The sequence below is a fragment of the Glutamicibacter sp. Je.9.36 genome (assembly GCF_051129975.1).
Lineage (GTDB): Bacteria > Actinomycetota > Actinomycetes > Actinomycetales > Micrococcaceae > Glutamicibacter.
In genome coordinates, this window is sequence record NZ_JBCPSN010000007.1 from 37,106 (window position 1) to 57,887 (window position 20,782).

At 60.8% G+C, this 20,782-nt stretch carries 18 protein-coding genes and 1 riboswitch; of the genes, 10 read left to right on the plus strand and 8 right to left on the minus strand.

The features are described from left to right. Positions 1-52: 52 nt before the first annotated feature. The 3 genes from AAZQ98_RS15885 to AAZQ98_RS15895 all read right to left on the minus strand — a co-directional run bounded on the left by AAZQ98_RS15885 (position 53) and on the right by AAZQ98_RS15895 (position 5,964). Positions 53-1,594, minus strand: coding sequence for an MFS transporter (locus AAZQ98_RS15885; RefSeq protein ID WP_434693622.1), 1,542 nt, complete (start codon positions 1,592-1,594; stop codon positions 53-55). Between the two features lie 575 nt (positions 1,595-2,169). Beyond that, a complete protein-coding gene (locus AAZQ98_RS15890; RefSeq protein WP_105657313.1) occupies positions 2,170-2,406 on the minus strand; it encodes a hypothetical protein in 237 nt (78 codons plus the stop codon). 210 nt (positions 2,407-2,616) lie between these two features. Further along, the gene (locus tag AAZQ98_RS15895; protein WP_434693625.1) at positions 2,617-5,964 is read right to left on the minus strand and encodes an SNF2-related protein; all 3,348 of its coding nucleotides are present in this window, start codon (positions 5,962-5,964) and stop codon (positions 2,617-2,619) included. 86 nt (positions 5,965-6,050) lie between these two features. Between AAZQ98_RS15895 and AAZQ98_RS15900 the strand changes: the two genes are divergently transcribed. Continuing rightward, positions 6,051-7,241, plus strand: coding sequence for an LOG family protein (locus tag AAZQ98_RS15900; protein WP_434693626.1), 1,191 nt, complete (start codon positions 6,051-6,053; stop codon positions 7,239-7,241). Between the two features lie 63 nt (positions 7,242-7,304). On the opposite strand, the gene AAZQ98_RS15905 is transcribed toward AAZQ98_RS15900, so the two are convergent. From AAZQ98_RS15905 to AAZQ98_RS15915, 3 genes are all read right to left on the minus strand, one after another. Beyond that, on the minus strand, positions 7,305-8,408 hold the full coding sequence (locus AAZQ98_RS15905) for a VIT1/CCC1 transporter family protein (protein ID WP_105657316.1): 1,104 nt from the start codon (positions 8,406-8,408) through the stop codon (positions 7,305-7,307). A 54-nt stretch (positions 8,409-8,462) separates the two neighbouring features. Then, on the minus strand, positions 8,463-8,729 hold the full coding sequence (locus AAZQ98_RS15910; protein WP_434693628.1) for a hypothetical protein: 267 nt from the start codon (positions 8,727-8,729) through the stop codon (positions 8,463-8,465). A 15-nt stretch (positions 8,730-8,744) separates the two neighbouring features. After that, a riboswitch (SAM riboswitch) is annotated at positions 8,745-8,858 on the minus strand. A gap of 67 nt (positions 8,859-8,925) precedes the next feature. Then, entirely contained in the window at positions 8,926-9,513 is a 588-nt protein-coding gene (locus tag AAZQ98_RS15915; RefSeq protein WP_434693630.1) for a DinB family protein, read from the minus strand. A 133-nt stretch (positions 9,514-9,646) separates the two neighbouring features. On the opposite strand from AAZQ98_RS15915, the gene AAZQ98_RS15920 reads away from it, so the two are divergent. The 4 genes from AAZQ98_RS15920 (at position 9,647) to AAZQ98_RS15935 (ending at position 14,107) form a co-directional block, all read left to right on the plus strand. Beyond that, positions 9,647-10,213, plus strand: a complete 567-nt coding sequence (locus AAZQ98_RS15920; protein WP_434693632.1) for a helix-turn-helix domain-containing protein — start codon at positions 9,647-9,649, stop codon at positions 10,211-10,213. Positions 10,214-10,349: 136 nt separating this feature from the next. Further along, entirely contained in the window at positions 10,350-10,766 is a 417-nt protein-coding gene (locus tag AAZQ98_RS15925) for a hypothetical protein (protein ID WP_133833221.1), read from the plus strand. A 711-nt stretch (positions 10,767-11,477) separates the two neighbouring features. After that, a complete protein-coding gene (gene speB, locus AAZQ98_RS15930; RefSeq protein ID WP_434693633.1) occupies positions 11,478-12,464 on the plus strand; it encodes an agmatinase in 987 nt (328 codons plus the stop codon). Next, positions 12,464-14,107, plus strand: coding sequence for a thiamine pyrophosphate-binding protein (locus tag AAZQ98_RS15935; protein ID WP_434693635.1), 1,644 nt, complete (start codon positions 12,464-12,466; stop codon positions 14,105-14,107). The genes speB and AAZQ98_RS15935 overlap by 1 nt, the downstream gene beginning before the upstream one ends. Positions 14,108-14,199: 92 nt before the next feature. Here the strand turns inward: AAZQ98_RS15935 and AAZQ98_RS15940 are convergent, their stop codons facing one another. Together AAZQ98_RS15940 and AAZQ98_RS15945 are read right to left on the minus strand one after the other, a co-directional pair. Continuing rightward, positions 14,200-14,412, minus strand: a complete 213-nt coding sequence (locus tag AAZQ98_RS15940) for a hypothetical protein (RefSeq protein WP_133833215.1) — start codon at positions 14,410-14,412, stop codon at positions 14,200-14,202. A 76-nt stretch (positions 14,413-14,488) separates the two neighbouring features. Continuing rightward, complete coding sequence (locus tag AAZQ98_RS15945) at positions 14,489-15,349, minus strand: inositol monophosphatase family protein (protein WP_332594649.1); 861 nt, start codon at positions 15,347-15,349, stop codon at positions 14,489-14,491. Positions 15,350-15,545: 196 nt separating this feature from the next. Between AAZQ98_RS15945 and AAZQ98_RS15950 the strand changes: the two genes are divergently transcribed. The 5 genes from AAZQ98_RS15950 (at position 15,546) to AAZQ98_RS15970 (ending at position 20,757) form a co-directional block, all read left to right on the plus strand. After that, positions 15,546-15,956, plus strand: a complete 411-nt coding sequence (locus AAZQ98_RS15950) for a MarR family winged helix-turn-helix transcriptional regulator (protein WP_434693637.1) — start codon at positions 15,546-15,548, stop codon at positions 15,954-15,956. After that, positions 15,949-17,508 (plus strand): MFS transporter, encoded by a 1,560-nt coding sequence (locus AAZQ98_RS15955; RefSeq protein ID WP_105657327.1) that lies wholly within the window; start codon positions 15,949-15,951, stop codon positions 17,506-17,508. Before AAZQ98_RS15950 ends, AAZQ98_RS15955 begins: the two co-directional genes overlap by 8 nt. 44 nt (positions 17,509-17,552) lie before the next feature. Further along, entirely contained in the window at positions 17,553-18,272 is a 720-nt protein-coding gene (locus tag AAZQ98_RS15960) for a GntR family transcriptional regulator (protein ID WP_434693638.1), read from the plus strand. Between the two features lie 133 nt (positions 18,273-18,405). Next, the gene (locus tag AAZQ98_RS15965; RefSeq protein WP_434693639.1) at positions 18,406-19,551 is read left to right on the plus strand and encodes a CaiB/BaiF CoA transferase family protein; all 1,146 of its coding nucleotides are present in this window, start codon (positions 18,406-18,408) and stop codon (positions 19,549-19,551) included. Between the two features lie 27 nt (positions 19,552-19,578). Beyond that, entirely contained in the window at positions 19,579-20,757 is a 1,179-nt protein-coding gene (locus AAZQ98_RS15970; protein WP_105657330.1) for an acyl-CoA dehydrogenase family protein, read from the plus strand. Positions 20,758-20,782 lie beyond the last annotated feature (25 nt).

Here is a 20,782-nt window from a genome sequence, read left to right on the forward strand (position 1 = left end):
GGGCTAGTTCCGCTTGGAACCGGCTCCGCCATCGCTTAACGCTATTGCGAGGCTATCTAGCCTGGGACTGCTCCGCCTCGGCGTCTGCAATCTCCTGCTGGTAGTTCATTTCCAATTCAGGAACCTGCTCGAAGAGCGCTTCGACATCGAGGTCAGGGTTCTCGTCCTGGGTTTCAACTAGCTCAATGGCTTCCGCTTCCGACGCGACCGAAGGCAGCGAGCCGGGCAATGGCTTGCGAGCGGATTCGCGCAGGTAGCAGACCGCAATGAAACCCGCGACCGAGGTGCCCATAACCCAGAAGGCCGGAGCCAGGGAGGATTTGGTCAGGGTCACCAAGGCCTGCATGATGAACGGCGCGAAGCCACCAAAGATGGCTACGGCGAAGTTGTACGAGATGCCCATGCCACCGTAACGCGAGGCGGTGGGGAACAGCGCTGGCAACGACGAAGCCAGATTGGCAACGTAGAAGACTACCGGGACAGCCAGCAGCGCAAGGCCAAGCAGGGTGGACCAGATCTGGCCATGCATCATGAACAGGAAGGCAGGGATAGCCAGGACGATGGCCGAAACCGAACCAATGAACAGGACCTTGCGACGGCCCACGCTATCGGAAAGCTTGCCCGCCAACGGGATGCACAAGGACATGCCCACCAGGATCGGCAGGGTCAGCAGATTGCCGTGCACCGGATCGTATTCCAGCGTCTCGGTGAGGTACGTAGGCATGTAGCTGGTCAGTGCGTAACCGGCGGTGTTGGCAGCCGATACCAGTACGAAGCCGGTGAGCAATTCGCGCCAGTAGGCCTTCACCAGGTCGATGACGCCCTTCGGGGCATCGGCAGCGCTCCGTGCGTCCTCGCTCGCGCGGTTAGCGGCTTCCTGGGCTTCCTTGAAGGCTGGAGTGTCTTCGATCTTGGCGCGGAACCACAGTGCGATAACACCCAGTGGAAGGGCCACCAGGAATGGAATGCGCCATGCGAAGCCTTCCATGACATCGTCGCTCAGGGTCAGCTGGAGGATGGAGACGAAGGCGGCACCCAGGGCGAAGCCCATGTAGGAACCTAGATCCAGCAGCGAGGCGAAGAATCCACGCCGCTTGTCCGGGGCGTATTCGGTAATGAACGTAGTAGCACCGGCGTACTCGCCGCCAGTGGAGAAGCCCTGGGCAAGCTTCAACACGACCAGGAGAATTGGTGCTGCTACACCCCATACCGAGTAATCCGGGAGGATTCCGATGCCAAACGTGGCCGCTGCCATCATGAGCAGGGTGAAGACCAGAATCTTCTGGCGTCCTACTCGGTCACCCAGCTGGCCCAAAATCACGCCACCAAGCGGGCGCGCGACGAAGGTGACAGCGAATACGCCTAGGCTGAACAGGGTTTGGATTGCAGGCTCGACGGTGTCGGGCATGAAGAGCTTGCCGATAATTACTGCAAGATAGCCGTAGACACCTACGTCGTACCATTCCATCAAATTGCCAACGACGGTACCGCCGATGGCTTTCTTGAGCATCGAATTATCGACGACGTTGACGTCTTCTACCTTCAGGCGGCGTTTCCTCAGGAATCGCTGCTTCCGTATGTTTTTTGCTTCCATAGTTTCACTCCTCATATCTTTCTTGATCTTGTCCCGGTGCCGGCGACCATATTCATCCACAAGAATGAGGAGCGAAATAGCTGCTCCTTGAGCTGGTTGCGGTCGCCGTGTGACTCGTCGAAATCGATAGATTTCTACTCAAAAATCCGGCGAAAAACCGGCATTGAGCGATGAAACGCTTAAGCGGACAATCATTAAGTTTACCAAAAATTGGATTAATTCCCTGATCGAGGGGCTCTCCAGGGGCGTATGCGCGCCCATGGGAGCAGTCGAATCCTGCGTGGACCTACCGCCGAATACCCACGGAAGCATGGGGCAAACGAGCCATTGGCCAAGTTGTGGATCGAGGTGCGCAAAAAGCTGAAATTGTGTCGAAGGACTCGGAGCGCCAGGGGTTGGGAAACAGCGAAGCAACGCGAAAATGGTGCCCTTGAAGGTCCTGGATCCGGTGGCAAATGAGGGCCCCCGACGGTAAAAAACGCACGCTGTTCAGCAGCGGGTGGCGCTCAGTCCACAGGGCACAAAAATGCCCCAAGATTGCTGGTGGGCAGCTTGGGGCATGTAGTCGAAGCAGGCTAGCCGCGGAGGCCGGCAGCAGCTTCAGTATCAACTCTCAGGAATGAAGAGCCGATGGCGGCGAACGCGCCCGGAATCAGGAGCATTCGGTGCTTCGGGTTATAGAAAATCTCTTCGAGCGGAGACGCCAGAACTCTGCGAATCTTTTCCAGGAGCCGGTCGTTTTCCAGGGACAGGCGTTCCTGTTCGGTTTCAATCACCACACGATCGTTGTTGATACTCACCGATGCACTCATCCAGTCATCATCGGGGGTACTGAGAGTCTCCGATTTAATCAGGGACACGGTTATTACCGCCTTTGTCGTTCGTATCGCCCGGACGAGGATCCGTCTGGGCACTTGCCCGATGAACGCACTATGTGTGGCGTAGCGCACATCATCGGTCACTTCGAATATACAGGGTTTTACTGAGCGCCGCCTGCTAATACGGCGGATTTAATCAACCTGTTACTCAAGCAGTCCTCGGATATCTTGAGCGGTCAGGGCCTTGGAGAATCCATCGGCTTCATCCATCACTGTCGAGATCAGCTTGCGTTTGCTTTCCTGCAGCGCCACAACCTTCTCTTCGATGGTGCCTTGCGAAATCATTCGGTACACCATCACCTGTCGCGTCTGGCCGATGCGGTGCGTACGGTCGATAGCCTGGGCTTCCACGGCTGGGTTCCACCATGGATCCAGCAAGAAGCAGTAGTCCGCTTCGGTCAGGTTCAGGCCGAATCCGCCGGCCTTCAAGGAGATCAAGAACAGCGGAGCTTCGCCTTCCTTGAACTGCTCGATGACCTTGGCGCGGTTGCGGGTATTGCCGTCCAGGTAAACGAACTTCACGCCACGTTCGGTCAGCTTGTCGGCAAGCACCTTCAGATACGAGGTGAACTGGCTGAAGATCAGCGCACGGTGGCCTTCGCCCACCACATCATCGAGCTGGTCGAAGAGTGCTTCCAGCTTTGAACCGGGTACGTCCGACAGCGCTGGATCCACTAGTGAAGGCTCCAGGGCCAGCATGCGCAGATGGGTCAGCGACTGGAAAATGGTGAAGCGGTTGCGATCCAGATCTTCAACCAGGTGCAAGATTTTCTGACGTTCGCGGTTCAGGTGGGTGTCGTAGACATGCTGGTGTTCTTCGGAAAGGCGCACCAGAAGCTGTTGCTCCTGCTTGGCCGGAAGATCCAGCACCACGGATTCCTTGGTGCGGCGCAGCATGAATGGCTTGATGCGACGCTGCAGCAATGCAAGGGTGTCCTTGTCGCCCAGCACTTCGATGGGGCGGGCGAATTGGCGATTAAAGCGTGTTGTGTTCAGGAACAATGCCGGAGCAACCAGCGACAGCAAAGCACCGAGCTCGGAAAGGTTGTTTTCCATCGGGGTACCAGTGACGGCCAATTTGAAATTGGTCTGCAGGTTCACCGCGGTGCGGTGGGCCTTGGTGGATTTGTTCTTCACGAACTGCGCCTCATCGAGGATCAAGCCGGCAAAGCGCTGCGCCTCGTATATCTCGTCGTTCAGACGCAACAGGGTATAGGTCGTGAGAATGACATCGTAATTCTCGGACAGTTCCTTCAGCTGCCGTGGCGAAGGCAAGGTGCCCTCGACGCTGACTACCCGCAAGGATGGGGCGAACTTGTTGATTTCCATTTCCCAGTTGGAAACCACCGAGCTCGGGGCGACGACCAAGAACGGCAGACGGGTGCGCTGGGTTGCGGGCAGCTGAGCACATGCCTGCGGATCGGCCCAGAGCTTGTGGGCATGGAGAATCAGGGCAATCGTTTGCAAGGTCTTGCCCAAGCCCATGTCATCGGCGAGGATTCCGCCGAATCCGCCTTCGTACAGGCGAGAGAGCCAGTGGAACCCTTCAACCTGGTAAGGGCGCAATTGGGCGTTCAGCGTGTTCGGCACCTGCGCGTGGTGAGCTTCAGCGACCTTGAGCAGTGAACGCATGCGTGCGATAAACAAGTCCGCGCCGTCAATGCCTTCAGCCATCTCATCAAGTTCCTCGAACAATGAGATTTGGAAGACCGTAAGCTTCAGGTCTCCCTCCTTCGGCTTGTCATTCATTGCCTGCGCCTCGTCAACGAGCGCCTTGAGCTTGGCGAACATGGGGTGGTTCAACGAGAACCACGTGTTATCCGGCAGGCGCAGCTTCATCTGGCCATTGCTCATGGCCTCGACGATCTGCGAGAAAGGAACCTCGTGGTTGCCCACGGTGATGAGCAAGCCAAGGTCCAGCCAGTCGGTCCGTTCATGATTCACGGCATTGATCTTCAGCTGAGGAAGTTCACGCAGCTGACGGAATTTCGGCCGGGTACCCTTCTCAACCAGCTTGACTTCAGGAATGCGTTCCAGCGCGGGGAGGATCTCGGTGACGAAATCGATGGTGTCATCGCGGGCGTAGAACTTCGGCGACAAGTTGGGATTGCCGCTTTCTTCATGAACCAGGAAAACTTCATGCACTGCGGCCTGAAGCAGTTCCTCAGCCTCAAGGTCATACACTTCCTGGTCGCCAGGGATCCCCGGGTAGAGGATCTGGAAGTCCAGCGCGGCGGTGTCGTTCGGTTCGTTATTCTCGTTGAATTCGCGCTTGTAGACCACGGTCGCCTGCACATAGGGCGGTTTCAAAGCAGGCAATTCCAGCTCGTCGCTAACGCTACGCAGCTCGAAACGGCGGGCCAAGCGCGGGTAGGAGGATTCAAAGAAATCGTTGATCTCCGGCCGAGGCACGGTGACCGGACGGCGGTCAACATACCAGCGGCGGTGCGCGTCAGGAATCGGCTCAACACTTGGCGCGAGCCAAATCTCATCAGGCTGAGCCAACTGGGCATAGAAACCATGCTCGGCGATGACACCGCTTGGTGCCTCCGGATCGAGAATGAGATCCTGGTTTGCAATGTGCAGGACACCGTCCAATTGCAGCCGTTGCTCATCCAGGGAGGCCTGCATGCTGAAGCTTGCTGGAGCAACGATGCGCACGCGCTGCTCGGATCGGGTCGTGATCAGCGGAATTCCCAGCTCATCAGCTTGGTCAAGCAGCGGCCAGAGCAGCTCGGAAGCGTACTCGTCCAGGAACAGCCAGTCTTCATCCACCTTGAACTGCAGCTGGCTGTCGCTGCGCGCCATGGAGGCAAAGCGGGTAAACCAGTGGTGCTGCGCGCGCAGCAGGTTCCAGCCGTAGGTCTTGAAGCCCAGGGTGGTCCAGCGAAGCTGGCCACGAACCCAACGGCCTTCGGTGTTGCGAACCATTGGGCGCACTCCCAAGCGGAAGCGCTTATTGCGGGTCGGGTGCGGGATGGTTCCGGTCGGCATCCACTGTTGCTGCTGGGTAGCGTCCTTCGAATCGAAGAGCAGGAACTGAAGCGCCATCGGCACTACCGGATCGTGCTGCGAACCAAGCAGGCCATCGGCCGGGCCCGGTTCGGACTCTTCAAACCATGAATCGATTTGCTGCGACCAAACTGTGTTCGGCTTCTCTTCCCGGGCAGGCACGGCGCGCGGCTGGGAAGCGATCTTGTTGGAGACAATAGCCAGTGCCGCGATGTGCGAGCAGATGCCCGGTGCGTCGCAGGTGCACTCGCACGATTCGATCTTCCACTCTCCACCGTCCATGAGGACCTGGATCATCGGAGAATATTCTTCGCCAGAATCGGTGACGGTGCCTTCGATCTGGTGGGTGCTCTCGTCGAATTCCACGTCAACCACGGAATTTGCTTCTGCAGCCAGGTTCTTTCCATAGAAGAAAGGAACGTTGCCCAGAAAAGCCAATAAGTGGCGGGCATCAATGGTTGGTGGAACAGATTCAATCATCCTCTCATCGTTTCACGTTCCGGGCCTTCGCGAAAGTTGAAGGGCCTTTCTGTGAATAATCACTATCTATGACGTAGCGTTGACGCATGTCCCAAGTGTGGCCCTACCTTCCAGCACGCGCAGTGAACATAACGACGCTCGTTGAATTCGACCGTCTCGCAGCTGAAGCGCTGGCTTCCCACCGCGCACGCGGAAAAGGCTGGCGAGTGCACCGTGTTGATCTGCGCGAACGGGATACCGTGCTGGAATCCTTGGATCTTTCCGAAGCGCTATTCATCGATTGCCAGTATTCCGCGCAAGGAGCGCAGATCGTGCAAGCCACTGGCGGGCTGTGCATGAGCTCGGGGGAGGAGCTTCCCTTCGAGACGGTGGCTCGCGGCTTGTATTCGCCGCATGAGTTGTACTCGGGGATCCGGACGCAGACCTACGAGCATGTGCCTGATGCGAAGATCTACGCGTACTCCCAGCAGCATGCAGCGGTGAATTCCGACAGCGATAGCAATGCGCTGGCAAAAACCCTGCATGATCACCACATTGGCCAGGCGCTGGTCTCGGCGGTGTACGAGGGCACGTTCAAGGAAACCCCGATTATCGGGGTGATGGGCGGGCATGCGATGAGCCGGGGCACTGCGCAGTATGCGCAAGCCTTGGAGCTTGGGCGCATGATTACCCGGGCCGGCTACGCGGTTGCCACCGGTGGAGGCCCCGGCGCAATGGAAGCCGCCAACGCCGGTGCGTGGCTGGCCGATTACGGGCCAGAAGATGTCGCTACGGCATTGCAGATGCTGGCCGAAGCGCCAGATGCGATCCATCAGCGCACCGGCTGGGCGAGAACTGCGCTGATGGTCAAGGAGCGTTTCCCGAGCCAGCGGCAGTCCCTGGGCGTGCCAACCTGGTTCTACGGCCACGAGCCGCCGAATCTGTTTGCCACCCAGATTGCCAAGTTCTTCACCAATTCCATTCGTGAAGCGATTCTGCTGGAGCAGTCCAACGGCGGGCTGGTAGTTCTGCCCGGGGCCGCTGGCACGGTGCAGGAAATCTTCCAGGATGCCTGCGAAAACTACTACGCTACCGGTGCTCGCGTGGTGCCGATGGTGCTGATCGGCAAGGACTATTGGACGAGGGATCTGCCTGCTTGGCCGCTGCTTCAGGCCCTGGCCAAGGAACGTGTCATGGAACAGAAGATTGCTCTGGTGGAAACCGCCGAAGAAGCGATGGAGTTCATCCAGAGCATGCAAACCCTGCGCCGGCGTACCCGGCGGCCGGAGAACAGCTAGGGCACGGCATGGAAAATGCCGGTACAGCCAAAGCTGTACCGGCATTCGATTCGCAGCAGGCTGCTATCCGATGCTGACGTCGAAGATCAGGCCCAAGCAGTAGGTGATGGCCGCTGCGCCCCAGCCGATGGCTAGCTGGCGCAGGCCGCGCTTGAGCGGGGAGGCCCCGGAAAGCAGTCCCACGATCCCTCCGGTGATCATCAGGGCCACGCCCACCAGGACTACCGAGACGAGGATCGCGGTCATGCCGGAGAGCCCAAGGATATAAGGCAGGATCGGCACGACCGCGCCGGAAGCGAAAAGGATGAACGAGGTGGCCGCCGCGCCGGTGGCCGACCCCAGTTCCTGGTGCTCCTTCTCAAGTTCTTCGCCGCGGCCTTCCGGGTTCAGCGAGAAGTCGGGGTTGCAATCGCAGGTGAACAGGCCCATGCGTTCTGCGGCCCGGTGCGCTGCATCTTCATCGCTCATGCCGCGGGCCTTGTAGATCAGCACCAGCTCGTTGGCGTCCAGATCGAGGTTCGGGGCGGCGGTCAGCGTGACCTGGGTTGGTCGCGAGGCGGTCAGCAGCTCGCGCTGGGAACGCACCGAGACGTATTCGCCAGCGGCCATGGACAGTGCGCCGGCCAGCAAACCGGCAACACCGGAGAACAGCACGAAGGTCGCTGAAACACCGGTCGCACCGATACCCATGATCAACGCCAGGTTGGAAACCAGCCCGTCGTTGGCGCCGAAGACCGCAGCGCGGAAGTTGCCCGAAAGACGCGCACGGCCTGCTGTAGCCAGCGCCCGGACGACCTCTTCGTGGACCTGTTCGTCGGCCGCCATCTGCGCGGTGGCGTCCTTGTCGTCGCGGTAGGGCGAACTGCTTTCGGAGCGCTGGGCCATGGCCAGCACGAAGACCGAACCGAAATGCAATGCCAGGAAACGCAGCATGGTGCGTCGCAGCGACGGGCGGACTTCCTTGAAATGCTCGCCGAGCAGGACGCGCCAGTGGGATTCGTGGCGGGCTTCCGCCTCTGCAAGGCCCAGCAGGATTTGCCGTTCCTGCCCGGTTTTCTTTTCCGCGAGGGCCCTGTAGATGGAGCCTTCGGCGACTTCATCAGCGAGATACTTGCGCCATCGCTGGATCTGCGCTTTGGTAGGTTCGGTTTCTGGGTGCTGTGGCATCGCGACGATGACTCTCCTGGAACATGGATTTTCCAATGAAACCCGTGGATCGGATCAACCACCCAGTTTAGTCAGGGCTCCTGCACTTGGGAATTTGGCAAGGCTAAAAGCAATTCGCTTGCCCGCTGGATCTCCGGCTACCGGCAGCACCAGCTGCAATTCAGAAGTGGCCGGATCATAGGTCGGCCTGCGGGCGCAACGGGCAATGAGCCGTTCAAGCCTGAGCGGATCTGCAACGTAGCGGGTGCGCCAGCGCCCTTCGGCCTTGAACTGCACTTGGCCGGTCTGGCGGTCGATGACGGGCAGAATCGGATATGCCATGGAGGTCAACTCTCTTGCGAGCTCTTGCCCGTGCACCTGTTGATGCGCGGACCGCTTCCTCATCCGAACCACCCATGAACTTGGGGTTGGTGCGCGGCCAGTCGGAGCTTGGCGCCGCGTCTCGTGAAGCAACATTTCTGATGGTACCGCCGGCGGCAGGGCCCGGTGAAGTCCGAATGCGTAATATGACTGCGGCTCAGCTGTCCGGGGCAAAGGCATTGGCCAGTTGCTGCAGCTTCTCGCGTTGTTCGGCCCATTGCCCGGCGGTGTAGCCGGGCAGCAGATCCAGTTGCGCGGTCCAGCCAGCACGGCCATCGAGCTGCTCGCGAATGATATCCAGATGCCCTGCATGCCGGGAGGTCTCGGCGAGCGCATGGATGAGCAGGTGATCCAAGGTGGTTTTGCCAGCTGGCCCCCACCACGGTACCTCTACGGGGCAGTCCAGGGGCAGGTCGCTGATGGCTTCATCGGCGAAGGCGATGGCTTTCCGATACAGGCCGATCAGCTGTTGCGCATCCATATCTGCTGGCGGAAGGAAATCCGCGTCGGGATCATGCGGTGCAATGAATTCGCGAACGTAGCGGTCATCGGCCCTGCGCTTGAGGCAGGTGCCGAAATATTCGTATTCATTGATCGCCAAATGGTGCAGTACTCCCAGGATATGGGTGCCCGTGGGGGTGAGCGGAGTGCGTGCCAGGTGCTCGGCGAGGCCTTCTGCCTTGTAGATCGCATTCTCGCGCGCGTCGTTCAGGTACCCGCAGAGCTTGTCCTTGGTGCTGTCCATGGACAGAGTCTAGTGAGCGCTGCAGCCTCGCGGTAGAGGGCGCCGTGTGTTTACCATTGGTAAACTTGCCCCGCAGGCCTTGAAGCCAAAGTGGTTGCGGTTGTTGCTGCAGAAAACGTCGAGGAGCCAAACGATGAAAACCTTGCCAGTTGAACCAACCGGTGCTGCGATCAATATCGGTGCGAGGCTGCGCGGGGTGCGCCAGACCCAGCGTATGACCATTGACCAGGTCGCCGAGCTATCCGGACTGACCAAGGGTTTCCTCTCGCGTGTGGAGCGCGACCTGACCAGCCCTTCGGTTTCGACTCTTTTGCGGTTGTGCGAAGTGCTGGGCATGGAGGTCGGTGCCCTCTTCGAGGTTCCTGAAACGAAACTGGTCCGTCTGGAGCAGGCGCCCCGTGTTTCCCTGGGCGGTGACGGCATCACGGAGCAGCTGGTCACGCCGCGCAGCGAGAAGCGGGTGCAGATGATTCGAGCCGAGATTGCGCCCAAGGGCACCGGTGAAGCGGAACTGTATTCGGTGGATTGCGAGCTGGAAGTGCTGCACGTGATCGCTGGAAAATTCATCCTGGTATTGCCTGATCAGCGCGTAGAACTCGAAGCAGGCGATACGATCACCTTCCCCGGGCGTGAACCGCATAGCTGGGAAAACGATTCTGATGAGGTTGCCGTGGTTACCTGGACGCTGATCCTCTCATGACGCCAAGCCACGGCACTTGCTGCCATGGCACGGCATGCGCAGTGCGGCTGCGCGTTCGTCTGCGGGGAGACGAACCGCGTATTCTAGGAACGATGCGTTGTTCCGGGCGCTCGGGACAATCAGTGATGGGAGAGGCGTGAGGACAGGCGAACCAACCGCTGCGCAAGATCAACTGCGCAGTATCAGCTGGTGGGCTTCGATACTTTTCGGCGTTCTTATTGGCACCACCTTGACCTGGATCCGCACCCAACGCAATTTCTTCTTCATTGGCGCCGCGATTCTGGCCGTCGTCATTGTCACCATTGGCGTGCGGACAATTCGCCGACGGGCACGCTTCCCGGTGATGGCGCAGGCGCGCACCTCGTGGGCGTATGTGCTGTGGACCGGTGTCCTGCTGGTCCTGGCCGGACCGATCCAGCTGGTGTACGTAGCCGATGACCTTTCCGAACTGACTATCAAATCGCTGGTCATGTCCGCAGGCTTCTGCCTGGGCATTCATGAGGTCGACCGCGCGCTGGTGAAAGCCAGCAAGAAGCGCTCCGGCGAGGCCTAGCGTCCCAATTTGGGCAAAATAGCCTGAAATGTAGTCAAAACATCCGGGGACAAGCACTTCCTGGTCCCGTGTGATGAGGTGGCGCGGGAACTTCGGTGGATGCCCAATTCCCCAGAGGCATCTTCCCAATGGCCGCAATGGCGAAGGTAGGAAGTGACCGCCGAGAGCAGATCGGCGCGCGTACGCTGCGAGAGCCTTGACCCAAGTTTCTGCGCTGTCATCGAAGCCCGGGGTGCCGCAGTCATGGTCCCGAACGGGACAGTGTCCAGCGCTTGGCGCAGGGCAGGCGGGGGAATCGAATCGCTCGCACCCCATCGGGCTCGTTGCGGCTGCAGCCTGCGGTGCCGATGCCTCGTCATTGTCGCAACGGTCCTCGGGTTCGCGAAGAATCGACTTATGTTCGGCGCCGTCCTCGTAGTGAAGCTGGGACTCGCGTACCGCTGCCACGACGTCGGCGCTGCTGCGCGATGCATTAGAGGTGCTTGCCCAGCAGATTCGCAGCTTCGCCAGCTGAGCGCCCTGCTGCAGTTTCGGCCCATGCCGCAGCCCGTTCGCGGGTTGTGGCATGGGCTATTTCTGCCTGGATTCCCGGGCTGTGCGATAACTGAATCTTGACGTGACCCAGCAGACAAAATAGCATAATGGGAAACTGAAGTTTCATATTAGACAACTTGAACTTTCGTTCTTGGATGTCTGGGGGAGGAAGTTGCGATGAAGGAAATCCGCATCGAGGAAAACGGGCATCTGGGACCCATTAATGCCGCGGTGATTCCACGCTATGCAGGTGGCGGCACCTATGCCCGGCTGCCGCGACTGGATCAGGTGGAGAAGGCCGACATCAAGATCGTTGGCGTGCCTTTCGACACCGGTGTTTCCTACCGGCCCGGCGCGCGCTTTGGCGCCAACCACGTGCGCGAATCCTCGCGCTTGATCCGCCCCTACAACCCCGCCACCGACACCTCGCCGTTTGCGCAGAGCCAGGTGGCTGACGCGGGGGACATGGCGGTCAACCCGTTCAACATCAACGAGGCTATCGAGACCATCGAGCACAACGCACTGGAGCTGACCAGCGACGGCTCCACCCTGGTTACCGTGGGCGGAGACCATACCATCGCGCTGCCATTGCTGCGTGCCGCTTCGCAACGAGCCGGTGCTCCGGTAGCGATGCTGCACTTCGACGCGCACCTGGACACCTGGGACACCTACTTCGGTGCTGAATACACCCACGGCACCCCGTTCCGCCGTGCGGTCGAGGAGGGAATCCTGGATACCGAGGCGATCTGCCACGTCGGCACCCGCGGTCCGCTCTATGGCAAGAAGGACCTGGAAGACGACCAGCGCTTCGGCTTCGGCATCGTCACCAGCTCGGATGTCTACTACCAGGGCGTCCGCGAAATCGTGCACAAGCTGCGCGACCGCATCGGCAACCGCCCGCTGTACATCTCGGTGGACATCGACGTGCTGGACCCAGCCCACGCCCCGGGTACCGGAACCCCGGAGGCCGGGGGCATCACCAGCCGTGAACTGCTTGAAATCCTGCGCGGTTTGCGCGAGTTGAACATCATCGGCGCGGATATCGTCGAAGTCGCCCCCGCCTACGACCATGCGGAGCTGACCGGCGTGGCCGCCTCGCATGTCACCTATGATTTGATCAGCCTGATCAGCGACTTCCGCGCCAGCAAGGGGATGAATAGCTAATGAACGAGCAACCGCAACGCAATGGCGGCGATCTGGTCATCGAGACCCTCACCGCGCTCGGTGCCAAGACCGTGTTCGGGATCCCCGGGCAGCACGCCCTGGGACTCTTCGACGCGCTCTCGCGCTCGAGCTTGGAGTTCATCTCCTCACGCGTGGAGAACAATTCCGCCTTCGCCGCCGATGGCTACTCCCGCGCTACCGGGGAAGTGGGCGTGCTGTTCCTCTCCACCGGCCCGGGCGCGCTGACCTCGCTAGCGGGTCTGCAGGAGGCCTACGCCACCGGCGTGCCCATGGTTGTGGTGGCCAGCCAGATTCCGCTGGACGGCCTGGGAGCCCGCCGCAAGGGCATGCTGCATCAGCTCGATGACCAGAAGGCCTCGGCCGCCAACGTCACCAAGTTCCAGCAGACCGTGCATCATGCATCGGGCATCCCCTCGGCGATCCAGGATGCGTGGGCCCGGGCCATTACCGTGCCCATGGGGCCGGTGTGGGTTGAGGTGCCGCAGGATGTCCTGCTCGCCCCGGTGATGGTGCCACCGGTACAGGATGCCCTGGCCGAAGCCTACGAGCATCCCCCGCGCGAAGAGCTGATACGCGAAGCCATGCGCTGGCTGGCCGAAGCCAAGCGCCCGGCCATCATCGCCGGCGGCGGTGTGCGCCGGGCCGTAGCGCAGGCTGAATTGCTGGCCGTGGCCGAAAAACTGCAGGCCCCGGTGCTGTGCAGCCCCGGCGGCAACGGAGCCTTTGGCTGGAACCATGAGCTGTCCTTGCAGTCGTGGGCGGAAGACCGCTATGTCTCGGACGTCATGGAAGATGCCGACGTGCTGGTGGTGATCGGTTCGGCCCTGGGCGAGGTCACCAGTAACTACTTCACGCTCGAACCCCGCGGCAAGATGATCCAGATTGATGCCGAGCCGCGCGTGCTCGAGTCCAACACCCCGGCCCTGGGTATCCGCGCCGATGCTCGTGAAGCCTTGAAATTCCTGGACGAAGAAATGCGCGAGACAGGCTTCAAGGCCCAGGCATCATGGCACGGAAGCACCCCGCAACAGGTGGTGGCCCTGACCCTGGCAAAGGTGCAGGCGCGCCTGGATGCCCAGGACCTTGGCAAGGAACGGAAGTTCATGGCGGATATCCGCGCCGCCGTCCCGGCAGGCATGCAGACCTTCTGGGATATGACCATCGCTGCCTACTGGGGCTGGAGCTGCTGGGACGCCAAGGATGGCGAATTCCATTCCGCGCAGGGTGCAGGCGGCCTCGGCTTCGGCTTCCCCGCCGCGATCGGTGGCGCCATCGGCTCCAAGCAGCGCGTGCTGGCAGTCAGCGGCGACGGTTCATCGATGTACTCCATTGCCGAACTGGCCACCGCCAAGCAGCACCATGCACCGGTCACCTGGTTGATCGTCGACGACGGGGGATATGGCATCCTGCGCGAGTACATGGAGGGAGCCTTCGGAAAAGCCACCGCCACCGAACTGGCCCGGCCGGACTTCGTGGCCCTGGCGCATTCCTTTGGCATCCCCGCCCAAGCGGTCGATCCGGAAGGCATCGGTTCGGCGCTCGCCGACGCCTTGGAAGCAGATGGCCCCAATGTCATTGTGGTCCGCACCCTGCTGAAGATGTTCGCGCCTACCCACCTGTAAAGCACCCGAACGCACGGACGGCCTCGGACCTGTTGCTCCCACGAGCGATGGATCCGGGGCCGTTGCGATTAATGGATGAGGAAAAGTGCGGGTCAGTGGGTGAAATGGAACACCACACCGAAAAGCACTGTCGAGATGCCCAGGCTAATGCCGATGAGCAGTGGCTCCCAATCCAGGGATTGAGCTGCCAACATCACTGCGAAGGAAGCGAAAAGCAGAATTGCTCCGATTCCTCCCAGGATCACACCTCCGCCTCCATGGTGCCGCGCGGCGGAGTGCGCGGTCCGTTGAAATCGTGGTTCCATGCCGCCATGGTACGTCCGAAAGCGGCCAAAGCCGAGGGGCAGGGCCAACTACTTCGATATTGTCAGATTTGTTGGCTCAGCGGCCCGTACGCAGCTGATGGATCCGCTCGGCAGCGGTTGCCAAGGAAGGATAATCGGCGCCGGGCCCCTGCGCGATGAAGCCGGGGCAGTAGTGGTCGGCGAGTCCTGCCTGTCCGTAGGACAAGCCGCGGAACGTGCCCTGGGCCATGCGCACCAGATGCGCTCCGGCAGCCACATCCCACACCTTGGTATCGAACCCGATGGTGGCGTCGCACCAGCCTGCGGCAACATGGGCCAAGGCCAGCGCCGCGCAGACCTTGCGGCGTACCGTGGCGAAGTCCTGGATCCACTGGCCAAAGAGTTCCAAGGACAGATCCCCGTCCTTGAGCATGGATTCTGCTCCCGGGTAATCCGTCATCAGGTTGGCGCGGGACTGCTCGGGACGGGCACCGGGCTCAAGGACCTGCCCGTTGAGGAACGCGGCAGTCGAATTGGCGCTGAATTCATCACCAGAAACCGGATCGAGGATTGCGGCGGCCACCAGTTCTCCATCGATGGCTGCGGCAATCGAGATGCAGAAGAATGCCACGCCATGGACGAAGTTGCTGGTGCCGTCAATTGGATCGACAATCCACTGCACCTTCCCGGCGGCCTGCCGTCCTTGATCGCCGGAGACCTGCTCTTCGCCGAGAACCCAGGAATCCGGGTGGGCCGATAGCAGCGAGGCAGTGATGAGCCGCTGGCTCTGCCGGTCGATGTCGGTGACCAGGTCATGGGTGTTGGTTTTATGCTCGGCTACCACGTTGCCGCGGAAGGAAGCGCGCAGCAGCTCGGCGGATTGGCGAGCTGCCTTCAGCGCGGAAAGTCGTAATTCTTCGGCGTATTGCGTGCTGGCTTGGACTCGCTGATCATTCACAAAACCAGCTTACCGCCGTGGCAACAGGCAAAAACGTTGACTGGAGCAACGAATCGAACTTACTGTGGGGGAAACACAATAGATAGGCAGCCGATAGATCGTGGACAAGTCTCCAGATAGCCCTTCGGATTCTGAACTCAAAATCCTGCTCGACGAGTTGGCCCGCAGTTACAGGATCCTTCGCGTGTTTTCGCATATGGATCAGACTGACCCCGAGGTATCCAACGCCTCCCATCACGTGCTCAAGACGTTGAAAACCCGTGAACCCACGCATGCTGCCGACCTTGCGCAGTCCTTGGGGATCGGCACCGCGGCGATGAGCCGGCATTTGGCGGAACTGGAGCAAATGGGCCTGGTAGCCAGGCAGCCCAGCAGGATCGACGCCCGCCGCCACGTGATCTGGGTGACCGAGGCGGGTTCCGAGCGGCTTGAATTCCGCGACCGCTTGCGCCTGGAGCGAATGCGGGATGTCCTCCCGGACTGGGATGCCGAGCGCTTGGCCAGCGTCGCGCACGCGCTGAGCGAATTGAACGCGACGATGATCCGCGGCATCCAAACCCAACGGACCGAGCAGTTCGGCAATGCGGAGAATTCTGACCTTGGATAAGAGCATGCCGGAAAAGGAACGTCCCACTGACCTCACCGAGGCAGCGGCAGACCAGCCGCAGATGAATCAACGCGAGGTGCTCAAATCCATCGCTGGCGTCCTGGCATCCTTCTTCGCTGCCATGCTGGCGGCGACCATTGTGTCTATTGCGCTGCCGACCATCATGGATGTCCTGGGCGGCTCGCAAACCGACTTCAACTGGGTTCTGAGCACCACGCTGCTGGCTAATGCCGCCACCACTCCCATCTGGGGGAAAATGGCGGATCTCTTCGACAAGAAGAAGCTGCTGCAAGCCGGAATTCTGGTGTTCGTGCTCGGCTCGTTGCTGGCCGGGCTCGCCTGGTCCATACCCGTGCTGCTGTTCGCCCGGGTCATCCAGGGCATCGGCATGGGCGGGCTGACCGCCATGGGCATGGCAGTCATCGGCACGGTCATCCCGCCACGGGAACGTGGACGCTATTCGGGATATTTCGGTGCCGTCATGGCTGTATCTACCGCAGCAGGACCGCTGCTCGGCGGATTCATCGTGGACTCGCCCCTGGGCTGGCGCTGGTGCTTCTTCTTCGGCATCCCGATCAGCTTGCTCTCCATGCTCTTGATCCACCGGACCCTGCACCTGAAGCACCTCAAGCGTCCGGTGCATATCGATTGGGTCGGCGCGGTCCTGTTGACCACCGCCGTCTCGATCCTGCTGATCTGGGTCTCCTATGTAGGCAAAGCCGACTATTTCGGCTGGAATTCGTGGCAGACCTACACGATGGTCTCGATGTTCCTTTTGCTGGTTGCCGCGTTGCTGCTTGTTGAATCACGGGTTCGTGAACCGATCATTCCGCTGAAGATCATTTGCACCCGAACAACGTCGCTGGCGATTCTCGCCTCGATCTCGATTGGCGTGGGGATGTTCGGCACCGGCGCATTCATCGGCCAGTACTTCCAGATCGCCCGCGAAGCGACACCGACCATGGCCGGCCTCATGACCTTGCCAATGATCGCGGGCAACTACTTCGGGTCGGTTTTCTCGGGACAGATGATTACCCGCTTCGGCCGTTGGAAGATCTACCTGCTCATCGGTTCGGTCCTGAATATCGCTGGCCTCGGCCTGCTTGGGCTGATGCGCCAGGATACCGAATACTGGCTCTTGGCCTGCGGCATGTTCCTCAACGGCGTGGGCATGGGATTCATGCTGCAGAACTTGGTGCTCTCGGTGCAGAACACGGTGAAAGTCACCGATATCGGGGCGGCAAGTTCTTCGGTGGCGTTTTTCCGATCCGTAGGCGGCTCAGCAGGTGTGGCGGTGCTCGGCGCGTTGCTTTCGCGCAATGTGGCAGATCTTATTACCGAATCGTTGGCGGCCAAGGGGCAGCTGTCCTCGGCCCCGGCCACCGGGGATTCCTTGAATCTTTCCGGGATGCCAGATGCGCTACGGCAGGTGGTGGAATCGGCGTATGGCGAGGCGACAGGGATCGTCTTCATCGTTTCGGCGGCCGTAGCCGTAGTTGCCTTCTTCTGCGTATTGCTCATCAAGGAAGTGCCATTGCGCAAGACGATCTAGTACCTGGCCTTGCCGCCGGGTCGAATCAGGATAAGCTTCAGACCATGAGTAGCATGCAACCGATTAAGCCGAAGGTATCTCTTACCGAGCAGGTGACCACGATGATCCGTGCCGCCATCGTTGCCGGAGAGATGGCTCCGGGGGAGCACTACTCGGCCATTGGCATCTCGGAAAAGCTCGGCGTCTCGCGAACTCCGGTGCGCGAGGCCTTGCAGCTGCTGGAAAAAGAGGGAATCGTTACCGTGGCGAAAAACCGCGGGGTGCGCGTCAACCAGATTTCATTGGAAGACATTGTCGAAGTCTTCCAGCTGCGTTTGGCTATCGAGCCGCCAGCTGCCGCACGTGGCGTGCGGAACGCGACCCAGGCCGATATCAACCAGCTGACGTCGTTGCACCAGCGAATGCTCGCAATCGGCGAAACCGGTGATGGCCGGGCGACGCTGGAAGCGGACAAGGAATTCCACCTGTGCCTTCTGGGGCTGGCCGGAAATGCGAAACTCGACAGCGTGGTGGGGGAGCTGCGCAACCTCGTCCTGGCCCACGGGCAGACCACCGTGCCCTTCGCCCGCTCCAGCCAGGATCTGGCCGGGGATCGCGAGGAGATCATGGAGGCGATTCTGGCTAAAGACCCCGACGCCGCCGCGCTGGCCGTTCGGGGCCACGTCATGCGCACCGCGCAGATGCTGATCCGTTCGGTGTGTTCGCGGACCCCGGGACTGGACGCAGAACCGTTCCTGGAGCGGCTGGACGCCTTGATTTCCTAGGGCGTTCCGCGCCCCCTGCAGACCCGAGCAGCGAAACATCCTGAAAATCCTTGCCAAGGGTGATCCGGGCAACATAGAGTTGCATGCAACATGTAACTAAGCAATTCTGTGCGGATTGAAGGTGTGGAAGCAAATGAGCCAACCGCTTGAAGGGGTCAAGGTCATCGACCTCTCGCGCATCTTGGCCGGGCCGCTGTGCTCCATGACCCTGGCCGACTTCGGAGCCGAAGTTCTCAAGGTGGAGAACGCTGCTGGAGATGAGACCCGCAGCTGGAAGCCTCCGTTCAATGCCCAAGGCATCAGCACCTACTACTGGTCGGTGAACCGCAACAAGCAGGCAGTAGTCGCCGACTTCGCGGACGCGACCCAGTTGCAGGCCCTGCGCGGATTGATCCGCGACGCTGACGTGCTGGTGGAGAATTTCCGCCCCGGCGTCCTGGCCAAATTCGGGCTGGACTACGAGAGCCTGCGCGAGCTGAACCCGGCACTGGTCTATTGCTCCATCTCGGGCTTCGGCGAAAAGCAGGGTGCAACCTTGCCCGGCTTCGACCTGCTGGTGCAGGCAGTGGGCGGGCTGATGAGCATCACTGGAGAACCAGACGGGCCTCCGAGCAAGGCCGGTGTTGCCCTGGTGGACGTATTGGCGGCGCAGAATGCGGTTGCCGGCATCCTGCTGGCCATGCGCGAACGCGATGCCAGCGGTATCGGCCAGCGGGTGACCGTCAACTTGCTCGGCTCGCTGCTGGCCGGACTGACCAACCAGTCCAGCAGCACGCTGGCTACCGGAAATTCCCCGGAACGCATGGGCAACGCGCACCCGAGCATTGCCCCCTATGAAACCTTCGCGGCCAACGGCGGCGTCGTGGCCATCGCCGTGGGCAATGACCGCCAGTTCGCTGCCTTGGCCAAGCACCTTGGCCAGCCGGACCTAGCCCAGGATCCGCGCTTCAGCAGCAATAGCGCACGGGTGGCCCACCGCGAAGAACTCAAGGCAATCATCGAAGCGGCCACCGCCTCGGCCACTGCCGCGCACTGGGCGAATGCGCTGATGTCCGCGGGAGTGCCCGCCGGAAAGGTCAACTCCATTGCCGAGGCCATCGACTTCGCCAAGGAACTTGGCCTGGATCCCGTCGCGCTGATCACCGATCCGGACACCGGGGAAGCGACCGAGCAGATCGCCAGCCCCATCGGGCTCTCGCGCACCGGCGCCCAATACCGCACCATCCCGCCGGCCCACGGGGAGCACCAAGCGCTTCTGGGCACCCTGGCAAATAGCTAATCGAAAGAACTTTCAAGGAGACTTAATATGAGCACCGCAGAACGCCTTCTGGATCCGGCCGACCTGATCAATTTCGATTCGCTGCTCTCGGCGGAGGAACTGGCCCTGCGCGATACCGTGCGCGGTTTCGTCAACGAGAACATCAAGCCGAATATCGCCAAGTGGTACAACGACGCAGTCTTCCCGCTGGAGATCGTTCCGGAGATGGCCAAGCTGGGCCTGCTGGGCATGCACCTGGAAGGCTACGGCTGCGCCGGCCGCTCGGCAGTGGAATACGGCATCGCCGGCGCCGAGCTGGAAGCCGGCGATTCGGGGCTGCGCACCTTCGTTTCGGTCCAGGGATCGTTGGCCATGAGCGCCATCTACAAGCACGGCTCCGAGGAGCAGAAGCAGCAATGGCTGCCCAAGATGGCCGCCGGCGAAGCCATTGGCTGCTTTGGCCTGACCGAACCAACGGCAGGTTCCGACCCGTCGAGCATGAAGACCTTCGCCCGCCGCGACGGCGATGACTGGGTGATCAACGGTTCCAAGCGCTGGATCGGGCTGGCCAATGTGGCGCAAGTGGCGGTGATCTGGGCACAGACCGATGAGGGCATCCGCGGCTTCGTCGTGCCAACCAGCACCCCGGGCTTCACCGCCACCCCGATCGAGCAGAAGCTGTCCATGCGCGCCTCCATCCAGTGCGAAATCGATCTGGTCGATGTGCGCCTGCCTGGTTCGGCGGTATTGCCGAATGCCAAGGGCCTGAAGGGGCCGTTCTCCTGCCTGAACGAAGCCCGCTACGGCATCTTGTGGGGGTCCATGGGGGCCGCCCGCGATTCATTCGAGGTGGCATTGGCCTACTCGCAGGAACGCCTGCAGTTCGACAAGCCGCTGGCCGGATACCAGATGACCCAGCAGAAGCTGGTGGACATGGCCCTGGAAATCAACAAGGGCTTCCTGCTGGCCCTGCACATCGGCCGGTTGAAGGATGCCGGGAATTTGGACCTGCATATGATCTCGGTAGGGAAGCTGAACAACTGCCGTGAAGCCATCGCGATCTGCCGCGAAGCACGCACCATCCTGGGAGGCAACGGCATCACGCTGGATTACTCGCCATTGCGCCACGCCAACAACCTGGAATCGGTGCGCACCTACGAGGGCACCGACGAGGTGCACACGCTGATCCTGGGCAACAAGCTCACCGGCGTGCCGGCCTTCCGCTAAGCCGCGAAGCCAAGGAAGACGGGAG